The sequence below is a fragment of the Herbaspirillum sp. AP02 genome (assembly GCF_015767275.1).
In the GTDB taxonomy this organism is placed as follows: domain Bacteria; phylum Pseudomonadota; class Gammaproteobacteria; order Burkholderiales; family Burkholderiaceae_D; genus Herbaspirillum.
On the sequence record NZ_JADWMY010000014.1, the window covers coordinates 1 to 19,667 of the forward strand.

Annotated in this window: 12 protein-coding genes; 6 read left to right on the forward strand and 6 right to left on the reverse strand. The window is 50.1% G+C overall.

What is annotated here, in order from left to right:
- Positions 1 to 284: 284 nt before the first annotated feature.
- The 4 genes from I5R65_RS21640 to I5R65_RS21655 form a co-directional block, all read right to left on the reverse strand.
- Positions 285 to 953 carry an HAD family hydrolase gene (locus I5R65_RS21640; protein ID WP_180669383.1) on the reverse strand — a complete coding sequence of 223 codons (669 nt, stop codon included), beginning with the start codon at positions 951 to 953 and terminating at the stop codon, positions 285 to 287.
- A 73-nt stretch (positions 954 to 1,026) separates the two neighbouring features.
- Positions 1,027 to 2,805 (reverse strand): TnsD family Tn7-like transposition protein, encoded by a 1,779-nt coding sequence (locus tag I5R65_RS21645; RefSeq protein WP_370460974.1) that lies wholly within the window; start codon positions 2,803 to 2,805, stop codon positions 1,027 to 1,029.
- 482 nt (positions 2,806 to 3,287) lie between these two features.
- The gene (locus I5R65_RS21650) at positions 3,288 to 3,749 is read right to left on the reverse strand and encodes a hypothetical protein (RefSeq protein ID WP_219341858.1); all 462 of its coding nucleotides are present in this window, start codon (positions 3,747 to 3,749) and stop codon (positions 3,288 to 3,290) included.
- 66 nt (positions 3,750 to 3,815) lie between these two features.
- Positions 3,816 to 4,343: a DUF6471 domain-containing protein gene (locus tag I5R65_RS21655; protein WP_180669390.1), complete on the reverse strand. Its 528-nt coding sequence runs from the start codon at positions 4,341 to 4,343 to the stop codon at positions 3,816 to 3,818.
- A 408-nt stretch (positions 4,344 to 4,751) separates the two neighbouring features.
- Here I5R65_RS21655 and I5R65_RS21660 point away from each other — a divergent pair, with 408 nt between their 5' ends.
- From I5R65_RS21660 to I5R65_RS21675, 4 genes are all read left to right on the forward strand, one after another.
- Positions 4,752 to 6,152, forward strand: coding sequence for a hypothetical protein (locus tag I5R65_RS21660; RefSeq protein ID WP_180669391.1), 1,401 nt, complete (start codon positions 4,752 to 4,754; stop codon positions 6,150 to 6,152).
- Complete coding sequence (locus I5R65_RS24350) at positions 6,149 to 7,678, forward strand: TnsD family Tn7-like transposition protein (RefSeq protein ID WP_180669393.1); 1,530 nt, start codon at positions 6,149 to 6,151, stop codon at positions 7,676 to 7,678. The genes I5R65_RS21660 and I5R65_RS24350 overlap by 4 nt, the downstream gene beginning before the upstream one ends.
- 67 nt (positions 7,679 to 7,745) lie before the next feature.
- The gene (locus I5R65_RS21670; protein ID WP_196872324.1) at positions 7,746 to 8,465 is read left to right on the forward strand and encodes a TnsA endonuclease N-terminal domain-containing protein; all 720 of its coding nucleotides are present in this window, start codon (positions 7,746 to 7,748) and stop codon (positions 8,463 to 8,465) included.
- Positions 8,465 to 10,747 (forward strand): hypothetical protein, encoded by a 2,283-nt coding sequence (locus I5R65_RS21675; protein ID WP_180669397.1) that lies wholly within the window; start codon positions 8,465 to 8,467, stop codon positions 10,745 to 10,747. The genes I5R65_RS21670 and I5R65_RS21675 overlap by 1 nt, the downstream gene beginning before the upstream one ends.
- Positions 10,748 to 10,955: 208 nt before the next feature.
- Here I5R65_RS21675 and I5R65_RS21680 read toward each other — a convergent pair whose 3' ends face one another.
- A complete protein-coding gene (locus I5R65_RS21680; protein ID WP_180669399.1) occupies positions 10,956 to 11,498 on the reverse strand; it encodes a hypothetical protein in 543 nt (180 codons plus the stop codon).
- A gap of 84 nt (positions 11,499 to 11,582) precedes the next feature.
- Entirely contained in the window at positions 11,583 to 12,080 is a 498-nt protein-coding gene (locus tag I5R65_RS21685) for a GNAT family N-acetyltransferase (protein ID WP_231395290.1), read from the reverse strand.
- Positions 12,081 to 12,602: 522 nt separating this feature from the next.
- Here I5R65_RS21685 and I5R65_RS21690 point away from each other — a divergent pair.
- On the forward strand, positions 12,603 to 19,043 hold the full coding sequence (locus tag I5R65_RS21690; RefSeq protein ID WP_180669400.1) for an ATP-binding protein: 6,441 nt from the start codon (positions 12,603 to 12,605) through the stop codon (positions 19,041 to 19,043).
- Entirely contained in the window at positions 19,027 to 19,656 is a 630-nt protein-coding gene (locus I5R65_RS21695) for a hypothetical protein (protein WP_180669403.1), read from the forward strand. The genes I5R65_RS21690 and I5R65_RS21695 overlap by 17 nt, the downstream gene beginning before the upstream one ends.
- Positions 19,657 to 19,667 lie beyond the last annotated feature (11 nt).

Here is a 19,667-nt window from a genome sequence, read left to right on the forward strand (position 1 = left end):
AGTAGGGCCACGTTTATCACTCCGTTCTCCCGCTCGCTGTCTTGAGCAGGATTGTGGTCTAAACATGGGTCAACTTAGGATGCAAATTTCTGGCTTAAGTGGGTCAGTTTTCGATGCAATTCAACATGGGTCAATTTGCATGCAATTGACCCTAGACAAACATCTCCTTACCGCGTCGGCACGGCACCTTCTAACCGGGCACTGGGTCAGCCAAAAAGCAATTTTTCACTATTATCCTCTTCTCAATTTGACCCAGTCACAACAGCATAAAAATGCCACCTAGACTAATCATTGCCTGGGTCTATACCTAAGACCATCAAAATCTCGTCGATTTTCTTCAAGCAGTGATCAGATGATTTTTTACCATCTCGCTTCAAATGCAATCCACGCATGCCGTATCTAGTCGGCGCTACGCAGTCTGCTTCAAGAGCATCTCCAATCATGGCTACCTCACTAGGCTGACATTTCAGTAGGGCACATACGTGTTGGTAGATCTCCTTCTGTGGCTTGACAGCCCCCACCTCAAAACTCCAGGCATAGGCATCCAATTCGAACGGCATTAGCTTTTTTACTGCATGGGCGTAAGGAGCGGCCAAGTTAGAGCAAATTCCTATCTTTAGGCCATTCGACCGGAGCGATAACAAGGTTGCTGAGACATCGGGGTATAACTGAATAGTCGAGAGCTCGGATTGCAGATCTGCTTCTAACTCGTCAATATATGACGAGGGAAGATCCCAATTAAACATTCGTAGAGCACCGGCCAGGTCAACGTCATTTGACATGACTTGAACCGCATCGTGCGGTAGCGGCACTCGTCCAGCCGCACGGAGTCGCTTCAGCAAGCGCAGATAAGGTCGATATTGCTTCCTGATCTGGACCAGCGTACCGAAAGCGTCAAATACAACCGCCTTTATTTCTCCATTAAAACTTCCAGCCTTAATTACATCCTGCATATACGCCCTCCCGCCAACTGCCTTGCACTAGCTTGGCAAATAAATTCATCATCAGCCGTGTCGAAAATACTATTCATCTCAAAATCGAATAGTTTCCTGATGTAACCATTCTTATCGCGCGCCCGGTCAATGGCAATTTGTCCAAAGCACGAATCTTTGCCCTCAGATGCGGAAGAAATCTGTATAAATCGGGAAGAGAAATATCTCGCTTACATCCTCCGTCCAACAAGCTAGCGGCTGCATCCATAACCTGTTTCGCCAATCCCGAATCACGAACATCCCAATCAATACTGCTATGGTTATTCCGTGCCGGTTTTGCCATAGATACTGAATTCTCCACCATCCATGCTCGGTCATTTCGATAAAGCCACGCATAGACTCTAGAGCCCACAGCTCGCAGTTTTTTCGCTCCATAATCCGAATACATCCTCTGTAAATTAAGCCATTCGCTACGTGCGGTTGCACGCTCCTTATCAAAGCGGATCGAAAGCCAATCGTTATATAACCCGACCTCCGTTTTCAACGTCTTCATAACGGTAGATTCTGAAATCACATATTTTCTTGCAGCCGTTACTTTATCCATTCCAGACTTCAGGTCGGCGACTAACTTCTGCCTTATATCTTCCTTCAATTTTTTTGGCCGACGTTTGCTAGATATGCCTTCTTCTGCGAGCCATGCCATTGCCGTTGCTACGTCAACGCCGGCATTGGCCGCCGCGCGGCGGGCAGAAAGATTGTTCTCTTTAACTTCCGCAATTACAGCTTGGCGACGATCGATATCCTCATTCAGATATCCCTGATCCGAGTTTCCCTCCCTTTCAATCTCAAGTGCTTCTTGATTTAGATTCGCCCGAAGGTAGGCATCCCAGAAGCCACTCCATGTATCGAACAGCCAGCAAATTAGTAAGATATGCCGCAATGGATGTGTCCCAGAGCGTGGATTCCGCAACAGGCGGAGCACTAGCGCACCAGACGTGTTTTGATTTTCCGCAGCATTTGAGAAATCGGGGATATAAGATAAATGCCTGGCGAACCTCGAATATTCCGCGCCGATTTCCGCATTATTTAGCTTCCCGCTATTTCTTAAGAGCCCCTGTTTAGAAAGGGCAGAATGATAGGTTTTGACGAGAACCCTGGAATCAAAATGAAAACCTCGCGGCAATGATAGAAGCTGCTCAGCAACTTGAGAAATCCTAATAGCAGCCTCTAACTCACGGAAATGAAGTCGCCCATTATTAATCGGAGTCATAACCCGTTGATCTGGAAGAAGCCAAAGAAATCTTCCGATGCCATTCGATTTCTCACTAGCCACCATCAACGGCTGCTTATGCGCTAAGCAAATCCATACCCCTGGAAGTTGATGACTTAAATGCCAGTACGCCGTGCCGAAATTCTTCTGATCATCCTGCATGCATTCAGCGCAGGCTTTCAAGGGATGATTTGCACCAAACCGACTAGTGAGTATTCCCAATTGAAACTTCATCGATCCGATTCCATTCCCAGCCATAGACAAAAACGCGGCGCGCTCATCCTCTGCTGAGCGGAATGGAAGATAAAAGGGCAAGAGCGTTCGCTCTCGAATAATATCGTTCGTGGTGCCCAGAAGCCCGCGAGTATTCTGGACGAACACATCTACTCTGCTTGGAAGATCGTGCGCAGTTCCTTTCTGCCCATGACCGAATAGCTGTTTGCATGTCGTTGATGCGAGTATGTTCCCACTGAGCTTGTGGTACCGGCTACACATGCTGAACATGGTCTCGCTCGGGAGCCAGTCTGCAATTCCAGATGTTGGAAATAGATCTATCTGTGAGCGGTCAAAAGACATGGCATATGAATGGGCTGGAAAGACCATCACGGCGGCACGACTACGCACACCACCTAGGCCTCTGCAAAACTTCTCGCGCTGCTATGGGATTCTCCTCCAATCCCTTATCAGACTATAGGCAATGCAGGACGTTTATGCCCAATAAATTCCCCGTTATAATTGCGCTGATCGCAATCGGAATGGGTTGTCTCAGACTATATGAAGCTACGAATCTTGCGGCGGCCATATTGGCCCATTTGTCTCAGACTTTAACTTGTGAATTGGAGTGGGAAATGTCGGAAATACCGACATATTTGTCTCAGACTTTAATATTGCGGAACAAGTTTGTTGCAACGGAATGAAAGCTTTTCTCGGCAACGTTAAAAGCTTTTCTCGCTCTGGGTTAGACTCCTCGCAAGGTCAGGCCCAGAGCGACCGGAAAGCCTATTTTTCCACGAGGTCTTCCTCGCACATTTTCTGAGTCAAGCACCCCCTTCCCACTCAAGAAATTTCCCGTATAGTTCCCGGACTCACTTCTTGGTCATCACCTTCACGATAGAGGCATTAGCCTCTGTCAGCTGGCGCGGCTCTACCGTATAGCCATGCAGCATTCCCAGCGCGACAACTATCGCAGCCGAACGGGAATAGCCACCTTCGCAATGAACCACAATTGATGCAATTTCTGCGGGGAGCCTTTCGATGAACTCTGTCACCCTGCCCGCTTGCTCGGGAGTGAAAGCATATTTGAGCTTATCTTTCGCCCGGGAAGAAATGTTTCCATCAAGAAAATCAACATCAGCGAAAGAAAGCCGGAGAACGTGCTCGTGTCCCTCCAAATTCGCGAGGGGACGTCCCGGCTCAGTTATAGAAATGACGGCCATAGTGGCCAAATGCGGCAGCCTTTCGGCGTCCACCCTTGAAAGCGCAAATGCTTGGCGCTGGCCATCCTTAGGCGCCTTATAAAGGCGTGCGACGACATCCTTGAGTCTCATGGGCACCTCTCCACAATGTTATGGCAAATAATTTGCCAATTTCAATGTAGACAAGCCAAACGCGACTCACAAGGCCGGAATCTTAGCGGCTGGGACCCTCTGTGATTTGGCACAAGCCGCCATATCCTCAAAGTCGAGGTAAAGCTCCAGGCTCTCACTCCCCAGAACCACCAAGCACTGAAGAAATGAGGCGAGAGAAATTGTCCCAGAGGATATATGCGCCATGAGCGTATGCTCAGTCGGACCAGCATCAAGCTCAACAACCCGGCGAAGCATTTCAGCCATAGAAACCAGGGGCCGGCGGGCTAACTCAGCCTCAACAACTTTTACAGCTCGACACTCCCACGACTCATCACCACCATAAGCCGAAGCCCACTGCGGAGGCACCTTTGCACCACTGACCTTAAGAATTTGCAGAAACAGAGGCAAACTTATTCGGCCGCGCGACAACCTAGATGCAAGACCGCTCTTGGTCTCATGCACACCCAAATCAGCCAGCCGGAACGCAAGCAAATCGTAGGCGACATCCTTCCGAGCCATCACAACACGGACGATGCGGGACGCCAGGGCTGCCCATTTAGCATCAGCTGCCACAAATCTCCTTGCAATTGGAACCAAGTGAGCTAAGGTAAACGGCATATGATTTGCCGTTTTGTGCGGGGCGCATTGCGCAGCTCCGCAGGAGCACCCATTGTAGACCCCCATTCTATTTCAATAGGAGCGCGATATGCACTGGAGTCCCACAACCATCGAGAGAGAAGAAAACCACCGGCCCGAGAAGTATACCGACAGCACAAAACTAGGGTATTATCCGCCCCCAGTTTTCGTTTTTTAAATATTTTTAGCGAATTTACCGCATCATGATTTTTAGTATACCGTTAAATATCGAGTTTGCCAAGTTGGTTACGCCTGCTTTTTCGGAGGATTCCACTAGGGATTTTTCTTGATAGAAGGATTCGCTCAAAGGCACTCGAAAGAAAACAGGTTTTAGGCACATAAGAAATGAACAACAACGTCCCAGCTCTCGATACTCCGAGCGCACACGCAACGGAGGCCAGCGAATCTCGCGATTCGAAGAACCATAACGTGCCCACTACTTCTCGCTTCATCCAAGCGGAGGAGATGGCGTTCTTCAGAGTACCGCTTTTGGCCACTGAGCTGCCGGCGTTGCTGACCCATCGCGCCATACCTGCTGCCATCACTTCGGAGCTACTGAGTGCGTCGCTGGAAGAGCGTATCGATGCGATTGTGAAAAACTACGCCGTTGCGTATCGCCCCGTTGAAGAAGAAATTGATTTCGTACAGATACTGACGGCCAACATGCGTCTCAGCATGTCAGAGCGCGACTTCAGCAACCCGATATTCAAGCAGCATTGGTATAACCACGAGTACATAAAAAAAGGCGGTCACCTCAACCCGATACCAAATTGCGTTCAAGGCATGGGACGCAGCATGATTTTGCTTGGCCCCTCTCAGAATGGCACATCATCACTACTGAAGAGAATCAAAGCTTTGGCTGGCGAGACAATTCGGATACCTGGCGGGAAGTATGAACCGCCCATCGTGCACGTCGTTCCTCTTCTTATTCTCAACTATCCAGCATGCGGAACCGTTCGAGGCTTGTTGACTGAGATGCGCGAAAAGCTTCGGCTTGAGATTGCGAGTGCAGATAGTTCTCATCGAGCACTAGAGCAATTATCTGTATCTGATATCAACGTCGCCACGAACGCTGCGATTGGTTTCTGCATCCGCGCAATGGTCGGCGCTATTGTCATTGACGGCGCTTCATCGAAGTTCATCAATAAAGGAACAGGAGCAATACTCTCTTTCCTCGCTCGACTGAAGCAAGCCACTGGTATTCCGCTCGTATTGGCTGGAACCTGCGCCTTCATGCACATCACCGGCTTGGACGGCAGCACCAGTTCTAATCTTTTGGATGGAGACACTACATTTCTTCCTCCATTTGAAAAGCCTAAGCTGGATGCGAATAAGCGCATCGTGACCGGCGGATTGTGGTACCAGGCCAATGACTGGCATTGGTCATTGGGCGTGCTTCCGAAATCAGTGTCCATGCCACCCATGTTGCCATTCTGGACCCACGTCCATGCGCAGGGGCGGCGTGGCTGGCTGAAGGCAGGTTTCAAGAAACTACACCTTCATCTAGCGAGAAATCCAGATGTGGCAATAAACGGCTTGGTGACGAAGGAACTGGTGAAAGACTTGTTTGACAAGGCCTTGCTGCTACAAAAAACTGCACGCGACGCTGTCTTCCATTCGTCAACGAAAATGGGGGTAACGGAAGTGGACTTCGTCAGCCACATGGACCACTTCTTGCCGTCATTCTTTCATCTGCCCAAATACAAAGCGCTCATGCCGTCGTTGACACGAAGGGCCATCCAGTGAGTATCCATCCAGACATTCACGTTGTACTTGGCTTGCCGGACGGCGAGATTATTCCTGCATTTATCTGGCGGACGATGAACTATGGCGCGCACTATTCTCTGGATAACGCGTACAAGTCTCTCCTCAAGCAGAAGCGCGGACCGGACGGGATGCCTAGCGGCCTTAATACGTTCCAAGCAATCATCGGCCATATGTACAAGTCGATGGATGCCTGGATTCACGAGCATACGGAATACAACTTCTTCTGCTGCGGTCTTCCTCTTCCTAAGTTTGCAGAGCAATACAAGCGCTTGCAATTTAAATGCATGGGCCCCGTGAGGCTGTGCCGCTTACAGCCAATTTTTGGCGTCCTCGAAGGACGCTATCGAAAATGCCCTGAATGCGAAAAGCAACAATTGATTGACGAAGGATTTTCGTTTATCCACAGGCGGATGGGAGCTCCATTTGTCCAGTATTGCTCCAAACATCGCCTCTTGCTGACGGCAATCAATTCGCAGTTACTGCTCTTTGACAGTCGCTGCGAACGGGCGGCTACTCCAACGCAGATTGACCATGATGTTGAGCTAGGTAGACGTATATATCACTGTATTTGCATCACTGCGGAGCAGTCTGGATATCACAAGAGCCATGTCGTCGAGCTGCTTAGCGCGGCTGGCTGGTTTACCGAAACCGGCCGAATGCATCTAGCTGAGTTCATACAGCGCTTCTGCAACAGATTCCGTGGAGCGTTTGCGGACGCGCGCCTTGACTACCTCGTGCAGTCAGAGAAGTACATAAATGACGCAATTCGTTCACTCCTCCGTGCAGACCGGGGCATTCACCCTATCTGGTGCATATTGTTTGCATGGTTCACAGAGACCGAGCAACGGACTATTTCCACCTCGCAAAAGAAGATGGACCGAGTCACAGCGTCCCCATCACGGGCAGAGATTGCTGCGCAGATGGAACAGCACCGCACGTTGACCGCCACATCGAAGGCCATGGACATAGACATGGCCAAGCTGACTGGTCTATGCAAAAGCTACCAAATCCCATTTAGTGCTCGGCCAAAAAAATACGACGATGCGCTAGTGGCATCCATCAATGAGGCCTATGACAAAGGTCTCCGGCCGTTCGAGGTAGTTATTAAATTCCGAATTAGCCAGACGATGGCGTATCGCATTCTTCGTTGGCGCTCCGATGGCCTCAATCCTGAGAGCAAAGTAATAGCCCTGAGGACTGAGGATGCGAAATCCCAATGGCTGGCCGCGCTAGATAAACACCCCAGTATCACCTACACAGCTCTTCGCAAGTTAAAAACAGGGGTGTGGATGCAACTCTATCGCAAGGCTCCAGAATGGCTCAGCTGTCATCGACCGCAGAAAAGCATATCTGCTCGAAACGCTCGTCGCGAACCACCAAAAGAAATCTTGGCTCTCTTTAAGTCGGCAATTAAAGACGCCGCATCAGCATGTGGGGGGCGTGGAAAAAAGCCGGTACACAAGTCGCTTTATCGCATACGAGAACTCACTGGTACCCATGTATGACCCGCGTGGATACCCCAGTGTTGTCAACACGTCTGAATTTAAGTCATGGAATAAGGCGACGGAGAGCGTGTTCGGTATTCCAGGGAATAGCTTCAGTTTGAAGAGTGGCGGCTTCCTGGTCCCATGCCAGTCTTCACTTGAACGCAGATTCCTTCGCTTCGCAAATATGGAACCGAGCATAGTGGAGATTCGTGGGCAATACCCAATTTGGGACCGGGCTACTTATGCAAAAGATAAAGAGCTCAATTTGAATATGCTTGGCTCCGCCATCAAAGCAATCGACTTCTGCGTCACTCTGAAGAAACACTGTTCGGAGGAACTTCAATATATGGGCGTCTCATGCAAATACGAAAGCGACCTGGATACCCTTAAGGCGACTAGGCGTCACGAAGAAGAAATTCGCTTACTGAGAATTCCAAACTTCAAGCACATCATCTTCACGGAGAAATCCGTCAGCAGGCTACAGGACGATAACAATCTGAGACTGCAATCATATATGCACAAGGTGGAGAAGATTGAGCCCGTATATGTGGCAGCAGCACGTGAGCTGGCTCGACGCCTGCACGCCACTAAGGCGACAGGTTCACTCGACAGAGTGCTTGGCATCATCTGTACAAAGATGGATTTGAATCGCGATACCACGGGCTACAGACTTTTCTCTCTCGCACATTACTTGGGATTTTTACGTTGGGACCACCGTTTCCCACTAGACCCAATTTTGGAAATGAAGCTTGAGGACCCAGATATAGTTTTACGCAGAAAAAATAGCACTAGCAAGGAGCGGTGATGGAATACGTACCAGACCCAAACTTCAAGATTCCTCTGAACCGAGCATGGATTTGGTCCCTAAGTACGAGCGAACGAGAGCCAACCAAATACTATCGGGTGCTTGCCGAAGACAAGCGCTGGGTTCATGTTATCGAAATTGGCGAGTTTGTCGATGGCAATTACAAAATGCACCCCGCTCCTACAGACAAGAAGTTGCGCCGCGTTTGGCCTGCCGTGGATGCCTTACGCTGGGGCCGCACGGGTAAACTGAAAAGTAGAGACGTCGATACTTGGGCAATCCCGGAGGGGCTGAAAAATCCCAAGCCCAGAACTGAAAAGCTTGAATATTATTTCAGGCTAAAAAAGGTACTCGTCAAAAAACTTAAGCGGAAATTCGGCGAAGGGCTAGTGACCTGTAAAAAGACATTCTCTGACGCAGTTTCTTGGGCCACATCCAAGGTTCCGCTCAGCCGTCCCACGGTCCGCTCCGCCATTGAAGCGGACCTCTTTTATGGGAATCACAAGAACGCCCAAGTTAACCAAGACTGGGTGAAAGGTGCAAAGGGTGTCGAGCGTCGTGGAAGGAGGCGAGCGGATGGAACCCTCATTTCGTCCGGTCGCAGAACTGACGCTCAGCGGATTAATCCGAAGACAAAGGTTCCGAGAAAGCCCGTTTCTAAGCGATTTCTGACGCTCTTACGAGCAGAGATAGTGAAACGCCTCAAGGGCGGCGAAGAATCAGCGGCTGTCATCTATCGAGAATTTGTAGATAACTTTGTAGGCATTAATGGAAAAACAGACGCAGACAAATTCCCCGTACATCCGAAGCATTTGCCTAACGAAGACTATGGACTTGAACTAGCGCGCAAGATTGTCCGTGAAGAAAAGAACATTCTCCACCGCAAGCTTGACTATGTCCCACTAGACACAAGGGCACCCACAGGTGGTAGCGCTCGAGATATCGTTTACCAAGAGCTTTCGGTGTATGACATTGATGGCACCATAGCGGACAACTTCTTGCTCTATAAGGGTGAGAAGATTTCTATTGATGGAATTGGGCGGCCAACGGTATTGCTCGCGGTTGACCGTGCCAGCGCCGCTATTGTCGGCTGGTACGTTACGTTCGGGTTCGAAGATAGCGATTCATATCTTTCGTGTGTCTTCAGCTCATATATGCCAAAAGACAAAGAACTGGAACGATGGGGAGTCCCTAATCTAAAAGGCATGGTATTTGGCTGCGCAAGTGCAATCTTCATCGACCGCGGTCCAGGCGTATCCCTGAAAGTCCAGAAAGCAATCGTCGAACGCTTGAAAGCATGTACTCTAATTGCGGCTCCAAGAAATGCCAAGGGTAAAGGCCACGCAGAACAAGCCATGGGCTGGTTCCAGAAAGCACTATCCAAACTCCCTGGTTCTATCCATGGAACCGGAAATCCAGCAAAGGATAGGCAGCGACGCAAGAATATCAAGAAGGGAGATGCTGTCTCTTTGGAAGAGTTCATGGCGGCCTTACTCACAGCTATTAGTGAGAGGAACTTGCGCCCCGTCTCAAGAAGGAGGCTAAGCATACCCATGCTTCTCCGACGAGTTCCACCGACTCCCTATCATATCTTCGAATTTAATAAAGCGAACCGCAAGGGAGATTTCAGCTGGGATTGGCCAGAAGAGACCATCTACAAAAAGCTATGTGAGCCACACACGCGCGCAGTTCAGTCCGGAGGAATTGTTCGAGTCAACAGCATTTCCTATAGGAGCGATGTTCTGGAGCTTGATGCGGCGGACTATGCGCGGGAGCATCGCGGCAGGAAGTTAAAGGTCACCGCGCATTCCATCCCGAACGCACCCTTTGAACTTTGGTGGGAACGCACGCCGGGGACTGCAATTAGCCTGTATGCGACAGAGCACGTTAAGGTCGACTACGACGACCGTGCAGACTTTCTCAATAACTACCTGAATAAGTTAGAAAAGGCATCTAAGTCTCTTTATAAGTACAACCAGGCAGTATCGCGCTACAAGACGAACAAGCTTGGGCGCTTGTCGGAAGCCAAGCAAGAGACTATCGACGAAACTGAAGAACGCTCCTCTTCTGCCGCCAGCGCTCCAGAACCACAAGGAGAGGTCGAATCGAGTGCCGCCCGCAGAATGATGAAAAAAGATAAGCAGAAAAGTGACCATGCAGCTGTAAAGAAACAACTCGGTATGCCCCCCTCTCCTCCGGACGAGCCAACTTCACATGAAGCCACGGTGTCCATTGAGAGTTCTATTCTGAATGACGCACAGGTTCTCTATAAGGACTATTGATTGGCGTGGTTCGAAATTGTGCAGATAACGGCTCGGCCCGACCGTGGAACTGCCACTCCGTCATGAAAATTGCGTAAGATAACTGAAATTACCTTACACAATTTCCACTTCTAAACCAATGATTTTATTGAACTTTTTTATCGCCGACGCCCCTCCGCCAGCATGGCGCGTAAACTTAACTCCATAGCAAACTGTACCGGGAAGCTAACTAAGTAACCCCCAGTTCCTTCTTAAAGTCGATGGTTGGCTCTCTTGAGCCAAGGTCGAAACCGAATTCCAAGGGGTTGCCCCAAATCTGTTCAAGTGCAGAAAGTCCCGTTTGGATTATTTCTCTAAATTCGGTTCTGTAATCAGGCAAGTTGAACGGATTCGGGTAGTCCTCTCCGTTTCGATGCGCAATAAACTGATTTCGGTATTTCGTCTTAAAACCGTTTATTTGGGCCCTGTACTTTTTCAGAATGTCTGAACAATCTCTTGCGCGTTCAGCGAATTGCTTCGTCTTTCCCAAATCCTTAGTCATCGCTCGCATGGACCATGCACTACTGTCATCGTCCAGATTACAGATATGCAGAATCATCCCATTAGACAAATGACGTAACGCCGTAGCCTCCTCGAGTAGGAATTCTCGTGACTCGCTCTTCAAGCGTTCGCTTAGGTGCTCAACCTTTCTTTTGTAGCAGTAGGCAGAAAGAAGCAACTGGTACATCTCATCTTTTACGGGAGAAAATTTTCGTTTCAGTTGTTCATCCATACTTTGACGTCTAAACGAGTTCAATTTATTTTGAAACGCTGAGCCTGAAAAGATTTTGGCCCGGCGCCGGCGTTCACTGATGCATCAACCTTCTATAGCCACAGCGATTTCACTCGGTGCAGCAACGACAGCTTTCGGCAGCGCTTTAGAGAGCCGCTGCCCATCTCGAGTGAAGCCAACTGCCTCGTAAAAGCGGTGCGCACCTTCTCTCTGGTCGCCGCTCGTAACCTCGACCTTCACACAGCCGTTGGCCATAAACCATTCTTCCGCGGCGCCCATGAGCACCTTGCCTATGCCTATGCCTTGGCAACCGGCGTCAACCACCATACTGGTAATGCGACCAACGAAACCATCTGCGTGAAACATCGGCATGACGTGAAGACTGACGCATCCAACCAGGTGCTCGGCACTGGTAGCGACCAGAACCAGGTCTGTCGAACTTCCCTGCAATGCGGATAGGCGTCTTCCGACCTGTTCAGGCGTTGATTCATACCCCAGCTGCTGCATCAAGCCGGCGATTTCGACTGCGTCTTCATGGCAAGCATTACGGATATGTGGCGGCAAATCACTCATGGATTTCATCTCTGGCAAAACTGCTTCTGAATGCTGAAAGGTTTTGATTATACTGTGTTTTTGTACAGCATTATTTTGGCTATTCCCATGGCAACAACCGCTCTCTCCACGCCCTACACTCTCGGGTGCCAGCAGCTCCCAGTGCCGGCAGCCACGTTTTATGAGCAGTCGTTCGCCACGCACATCTAGCAGAAAATCTCGGCGGGATTTCCTATCCGGCCGAATTGATGAAGGCCTGGCCGGCGCCAAAGCCGAAAGCGGCCCCGAGGAACAAGCCGGCGGCGAAGAGAAAAGCAGACGCGAAAGCTGAAGAGAACTACCCGGAGACGGGGTCGCTGTTTTGAATTAAAGCACCTGAGTATTCAAGACGGCCGGAGGATAGACACCGGTAGGCCGCCAACCCGCCCTTAGATGAGAAGAACACCCGGATGCAGCACTGATTCAACATTGGAGTCCTTAGTCACTACAATAATGGAAAATTACGTAACCAAAGCTTGAGTACGACGCACACTCCAACAAAGAGAAGAAGATATGGCCAGCGATGTGAGAAGTGACAATCAGGGGGCACCAGCTTCAAATGCCGGCGACCGATTTCATGAGCTATGGGCGCTTAGGAAGGCACTCTCCCTGGTCAGCCCTGAACCACAATACCAGGCGATGACTGTAGAAGGTGTTCCGTTCGCAGACGCTATCGCAAAAGACGGAAGCTGGGATGCGGTGGACGTCTGCCTTCTGAGCGGAGGTGAAACCTTGACGGAAGCAGTTTCCGTCGTATTTTCTCAGTTGAAGTATTCCACCACAGCGCCAAACGACAACTGGACCGTTTCCAGACTATGCAAAAACGACTCCAAAAAAGGAAATAACTCTCCATTTCGAAAGCTGGCGGATTCATTCAGAGCGGCTGAAAAGGCCAAAAAAGACGGCAATACCAGTCTGCAATACAAAATTCAATTGGTAAGCAACCAGCCAATTAGTAAAGAGGTGCTGCTACTGTGCGGGAAAACTCCTCCCGCAGACTCTGTAGACGCCGCCGATACGGAAACAGAATCCGAAACGGAAGCGCAGAAAAAGCAAACGCTCCGGACAGCCACGGGCTTAACGAAAGCCGAATTTGCGAAGTTTTGTGAGCTCCTCGATTTCTCCGAATGTGGCTCTGCGCCTCTATTGGTGCAAGAAACCCAAGCCATTTTTGCCCTTGAGAAGCTCATTGCCGGCAATAGCGAATTTCCATACCTCAAGCTGCTGCACTACATCAGCAACGAGATGATGCCGGAGCGCTCAAGAAATCCCATCACCGAAACAACAATCTTGTCACGGTTGGGTATCTCATCCAAAGATGCAATTTATCCATGCCCTGCACGCATCACAGACACAACGTCTGCGGTTCAGCGTCAATCGGTGAAAGATACTGCACAAAAGCTTGCCGCTGGCACACAGTACCTTCTCGTGCATGGCGGCGCGGGGTGCGGAAAGACCACAACAGTGAGCCTGTTGGGAAGGTACCTTCCCTCTGGAAGTATCAGTATCGTCTACGACTGTTATGGTGGCGGCAGCTATCTCGATGCTAGCAATCCAAGGCATCGCCCCCAGGAGGCATTCACTCAGCTATCGAATGAAATTGCATCGCGAATCGGTGTGCCTCGCCTCTTGCGAGTGCTCGAAGAAGAAAATGCGATTAAGGCATTCCGTCAACGTCTTGTCGATGCTGCCGACATCCTTCATAAAAGTAACCCGGCAGCATTTCTGATGATTGTCGTTGATGCGGCCGACAACGCTGTCGCTGCAGCCAAGCGAAATGGCGAGCAGTGTTTCGTACACAGTTTCGTTACGCTGCAAGATTTACCAAACAACGTCCGAATCGTCGTCAGCGCTCGCACCGCAAGACGAGACCAATTGAAGTTGCCGCCAGACTTCGTTCAATCAGAAATATTGCCGTTCTCCCAACCCGAGACCAAAGAATATCTACGATTAAAAGGTATCAACGAAGAAGAAGCCTGGATAGATGAATTTCATAGGCTTACCGGCGGCGTTCCACGTATTCTCTCCTACGCCATTGAACTTCCAGGGGGACCGGCCTCGGCAATAAGCTATCTGCTACCGGAAGGAAAAAACCTCAGCCAGATTTTCGAGCTCACGGTAAGAAAAGCTTGGGAGCAAGGGGGGGGTGACGCTAACTCAATATCAGCGATGTGCGCAGCACTGATTGCACTTCCACGCCCTGTTCCCATGGAAGAGTTGGCCTACGCCATAGAGCTTTCTATAGGGCTGACGCAAGACTTATGCGCCGACTTGTCACCCACCCTGCGTGTAGATTCACAGCTTGTTTCGTTTGCCGACGAAGACTTTGAAGATTACGTAATCGCTCGTGGAGAAGAGAAACTATCCCAGGTTCGGACCAGGATAGCTACCAGGATGTTGGCCAACGCAGAGACCGACCCATATGCAGCGCGGCATGTAGTTTCTCTGCTTATTGACGCTCGCATGGAGAACGAAGCGCTCCAGGAGGCAATGAAAGAACCAAGCGACGTACTCTTCCCTGACCCAGTCGTGCGTCGTCTATGCCAATTGGAACGCATGCATAGTTCATTGCGATTATGCAGTCGGACAGGCAATGGTAGTGAGGCCCTCTCTATCTTACTGATAGGAGCGGAAGGACTTCGCACCAGTGAGGCAATTACCAGCATGTTGACCAAGAATTTGCTACTCGCGACCAGATTTTCCAGAAGCGCAGTAGAAAAGCTTGTTCTGTGGGACCCAAAAAATTTCTCTTCCCAGGGGCCTGCCTTATGTCACTACATGGCAGAAGACGCACGAACCGGACAGATTTCTCGTGTCACAGCATCTAGGAAAGCATTCTCTGCATGGCAAGATGATATGCGCGAGGGCCGCAACCACGGAGACACGTCGAATCAACTAACAGTTGCCGATGTAGCTGCGTATTGCTACGCGCAATTGAAAACTGGCGGCAATAGTGCGCTAGACAAAGTTCTCACAAAGCTCAAAGATAACCGCCACAAGGTATTCATCGCACTTGTTGACCATCTTCTCGACGAGCGCGCGCCCTCTCTACTGACCGAACTGCTTTCCCTCAACACCATCCGCATCGAGGAGAGGGTATGCGTCATTTCTCGCCTACTTAGACTTGGGAATGAAACCGACGTTAACACTGTTAGGTCACTTCTCCTGAACCTATCCTCAACGGGGCTACTTAGCATCCCCAAGGCAGAGGTAAGCTCCGAGTCAGGGGAGCTACAAAGTGACGCACTAGAGCTTTGTGAATATTTACTTCATCTTGGTTCATCAACGAACGACCTTTCGTCGCTGTTGAAGGCATGGGCCGAGTCATCTTCCCGGCAAGAGGAAAGTCAGAGCTATTACCAACGCCCTCACCCGCTCTCATTGAGGCTCGCGTGTCTATTAGCTGCGCTCCAAGGCAAAGAAATAAAGGCCCACGAGTTTCTTGGGCTCGAATCGCCGCCGGCGAGTCATTGGACAAATGAATCCAAAATATCCAAGGAAGAGCATTCACGCCAAGCGGAGTCACATAGCTATTATTCAGCCGTAATTCCCTTCTATATTTCTCGGGCGAAGTTCATTGCCACTGGAAATCTTGACGACTTTCTTGGCGAAGGAAGCTCTAGTTGGCAACAGAAATTGCGCTCCTATGTTCAAAACGAACGCAAACCTGAACTACGCGGAATCGCTGTAGATGTCGTTCGCGCGGCAGCTTCAACGGCTGCAATATCGGAGGACAAGGCGGCTCATGTATTCGACCATGTTCGAGCACTCTTAGACTCCAAACTCTACCCATTTTCAGCCGAAAATATCTGTTCCATACTTCAGCCCTTCACTTGGAAGACGCCAAGCCACGGGCCATTAACTGCATACGCAAACGGTTGGCTAGAGAAAATCAACGCCGAGAGGAATTCGTCTTCTTCCAAGGCTAGTTCTTACCTAGCGTTTGCGCAATTGCTAATGACAGTTTCGCCTCAAACGTCGGCATCTTTCTTTTCCAAAGCCTTTGTGGTGCTAGAGGAGATTGACTACCACGAGATGTTTTTGCTCAGCATTTTTGACAGACTAAGCAGCGTCGTCGAAAACACTATCACCGATGTAGAAGCTCGCTCTGCAGCATATGCGCTCGCCTCCTTTGGCTCCGACGTTGCAGTAAAGTTGGAGGGATACGACCACTTCCCCTGGGAAAAACTGTCTCGCGCGATTGCACGGTTAAACGTGCCCATAGGTTTTGCACTTGCATCGCGATGGGAAGACGAAGGTCGGGGCATTGACACGGAGACCCTTCAGGTGATGCTTAGCGAAGGCATCCGAAATTCTAAAATTCCGGCGACCTATGCGACAGCTGCGAGATACCTCTCTGAAATGGCCAACGATGATTTAGTTTCGGCAGTTGTCGCTGCGGCTCGAGAGGAAGAACCGGGGAATCAGGTCTTAATCCGCGAAATGTTGGCCGAATGCGAGGCGCAATTAATTACATCGGCCCCGCAACTTAAACGAGATGAAGCTCTGATAGCGATGTCGCCGACGGCGCCCCTGCAGCGCTGGACTCGCTACATCAAAGAGCGAGCAGAGTTTCTTTGCCACTTGCCTGACCCACTTCACGAAGACTCTTCCACAAGCGAATATGGTCGCGATAGGGAACGTCAACGACAAGACTTTATTGAAAGTCTGAGCTGGGGCACCTATGTTTTCGACTCTGCCAAAGCAATACTAAACTTCGTCAACGAAGCAACTGCAAAAAGTCGCGAAAAACAAATCTCTTTCTACTTCGACACGGAGATATATCTACGGATTCGAGGTCTAGTCGCGGCTAATCATCAAACGGAATTTCTGGATTATCTTGCGCAGGAAATTCTGGAATCTGACTCAAACCTCATTTTCGCTGAAATACTCGCTAACTCGGTAACCGAATGGCTAGGGTCGTCACCAATAGTTCAAGACTGGTGCCTCTCTAACATTCCGAATATTCTGTCCAAGAAACTGGCCATATTCGCGATAAGAATTTCAGGAAACACGCCCGTAGAAAAGCTAATTGATAGCGCGTGCGTGACAGACGAGAAATTTTACAAAGCACTTTTGGCGGGCCTCGCTGAAATCGAAAACCTCGACGCCCGACTTGCGTACGAGCTTATTCAAACAATCGCGAGAGTCATTCCACCAAACGAGGTTAACACTTCACTCAATAGCTATCTAGCACGTCTTCTTGCTAGAACGGAACCAAGCGACAGGCTCGAGTTAGACGACCTTCCCAAGGAAGTTCCAGATGCCTTCGCACGGCTGCTATATGCCAATCTTGGCGATGCTTTCTTGGCAGCGCGCTGGCGGGCAGCCCACGCAGTACGTGCATTGTTTGCACTGGAATGTGCGGACGTCGTTGACCAGCTCGTGGTTCGCTATGCGCAACATGACGAGGTGTCATTCCGAATTAAAGGCGCCGCCTTCTATTGGTCCGCCGCACGACTTTGGTTGCTTATCGCCATCTCCCGCGCTTGCGACGACAATCCTGCGTTTGCAGCTCGCTATAAAGACTTTCTTTTGTCGGTTCTGGCCGATGAAAATTACCCCCACCTGCTTGTGCGCAGATTCGCTCAAAAGGGACTTGAACGACTCTCCGCTGCAAGCGTTATCGAGCTCTCAGCGGCCCAATCCCTGAAGGTTCGTAACTCGTTTAAGTCTCCCTTTAAGAAGCAAAAGCGTAGCAAAAGGTCTGCACGTAGCGATATTAGAGAAAATGCCGGCGCTAAAGAACGGCATTTCCACTTTAACTCAATGGATACCATCAAAAACTGGTATGCCCCCCGCGCCGACCTCTTTGCCGACGTATCGACTGCTGAATTTACAGACGAAGCAGAAAAATGGATTGTCGAGAAATGGGGAATCATCAATGCTCCATGGCAGTGGCTCGATGAGCCGCGACGGCACAAGCTTGAACGACACGGGGGCCGTACCTACCATAGCCAAGGAGTGATTCCCTCTGCTGAGCGGTATTCAACACACCTTGAGTGGCACGCTATGTGGTGCGCTGTTGGGTCTTTAATGTCCACGCATCCACTAAACAAGGGGGATTGGGAAGAGGACCCACTTGAGGAGGAGCTCCTTAGCTCAACCGTTACCTGCACGCCAAATGTATGGCTTTCCGACTTGCGCTGCCCAAAGCCGCTTGAAGCGCGATTTTGGACATATCCAAAGCTTGATACGCCATGGCTACGAGGACCCACGTCTAGCGAAGTGCTCTCGATACTAGGCTTGAACAAAGAGACCGGGTGGATTTTGGCGAGCGGCAGCTATTATTGCTATTGGAAGACGTACGAAGAACGCATCGAAGTCTCCTCATGCCTGGTGAGCACAGATACATCCCGAGCGCTTCTTCGCGCCCTACAGACCTCAAATGATAGCCATGCTCACTATCTTCCAACCGGGGAAGGAAGAGATATTGACGAACCACCGTTCATCCTAGAGAGCTGGCTCGCAACGTCCAAAGGACACGAGGGGCTGGATGAATATGATAATGTCGGCGAACCCCTTTCTGCCCGGGCATCTCGCCCCAACGAAGCTGTCGTGAAACTTTTGGGCTTATCGCCCAGCCCCCTTTACGCTGCTGGCTGGCAGGTATCGTTATCCGCAGAATTGGCGTTCTACTCTGAAAAATGGACAGAGAAAATTCCAGAGCAAAGGGCGTACAGAACCTGGGATTGGACGCGCTCTGTTGGAGAACGCTTGCACTGCAAGCGCAATATCCTTGATACGGTGCTCAACACTTCACAGCGCAATCTTCTCGTAAAAATCAACACTCACAGGAAGCAAGATGAAGACCGATTCGAGAAAAGGGATGAAGAAAGCCAGTATTTCGACAACTATCTCCTCCTCACGCACGACGGAGTTATCGAATCTATTGAAGGACCCATTGGAACTTGGAAAGCTATTGGTTCGGGAAACAATGGTGGACAACTATGAGAACACGCTCGCTGTCTGGATGGCTCATTACTTGGCAGAACTCATAGCCAAAGCCGAACTCGAGGGCGATTCACATGTTGGTCAGCTGGCCAGGAGCGAAGCGTGCTCGCTGGTTTTCAAATTATGGGCAAATCGTGCTGAGCTCTCTGGCCGAGCCAATCCAATGGCTAAACTCGAAGACGCAGTAAATCAGCTCAGTGCTATGGACGCTGATGGGAACTTTTTGCGAGGAAGGCAGAAGGGAACACATTCTCCCCTGGCAGAATTTCAGGAATCAGCGAGCAAGCTCTTTGCTTCGATGTTTTTACTCACCCTCCCCTCGAAGATAGCAACCGGAGATATCGCCGAACAGAACCTCAATTCGGTAGAGCAGAAGCTAATCCAAAAGCTCGACGCTGAACGGCACCTTCGATTTATCATCCGATTCACTTCTGACGAAAAAATTGACCCGAAGGAAGAAAGGAAGAAGGAACTACGCGAAGAAATCGCCCGTGTGCGTGAGGCGCTAGTGAAACTTGAGGGAGAAGTCGACGCGATGGTAGAGGCATTTAACGACGACGATGACGTCCAGCATCAAACGGCCATCGTGAGAGTTTTGCGCGATGCGGTTTAAGCAGACATGTA